Source organism: Vibrio sp. bablab_jr001, assembly GCF_016464285.1.
Lineage (GTDB): Bacteria > Pseudomonadota > Gammaproteobacteria > Enterobacterales > Vibrionaceae > Vibrio > Vibrio fluvialis.
Genome location: NZ_JACDWZ010000064.1, coordinates 1 through 557 on the forward strand (window position 1 = coordinate 1; position 557 = coordinate 557).

At 49.4% G+C, this 557-nt stretch carries 1 protein-coding gene; it reads right to left on the bottom strand.

The window, feature by feature from the left end; all coding sequences use genetic code 11:
• On the bottom strand, window positions 1-557 hold a 557-nt coding region (locus JIG40_RS10370; protein WP_244662662.1), incomplete at both ends, for a GTP-binding protein.

Below are 557 nucleotides of genomic sequence, written 5' to 3' on the forward strand. Positions count from 1 at the left end.
CCAGTTACTACTGTACCACGACCTTGGATTGAGAATACGTCTTCGATTGGCATCAGGAACGGCATGTCTACTGCACGCTCTGGCTCTGGAATGTACTCGTCCAGTGCTTTAGCCAGCTCAAGGATTTTCTCTTCCCACTGTGCTTCGCCGTTTAGCGCGCCTAGTGCAGAACCTTGGATAACTGGTAGGTCATCACCTGGGAAATCGTATTCAGACAGAAGTTCACGAACTTCCATTTCTACTAGTTCTAGCAGCTCTTCATCGTCAACCATGTCACATTTGTTCATGAATACGATGATGTAAGGAATACCAACCTGACGGCCTAGTAGGATGTGCTCACGAGTTTGTGGCATTGGACCATCTGTTGCAGCAACAACTAGGATACCACCGTCCATTTGCGCAGCACCAGTGATCATGTTTTTAACATAGTCAGCGTGTCCTGGGCAGTCTACGTGTGCGTAGTGACGGCTTGGAGTGTCGTACTCTACGTGAGAAGTAGAGATTGTGATACCGCGCTCGCGCTCTTCTGGAGCGTTGTCGATTGACGCGAAGTCACG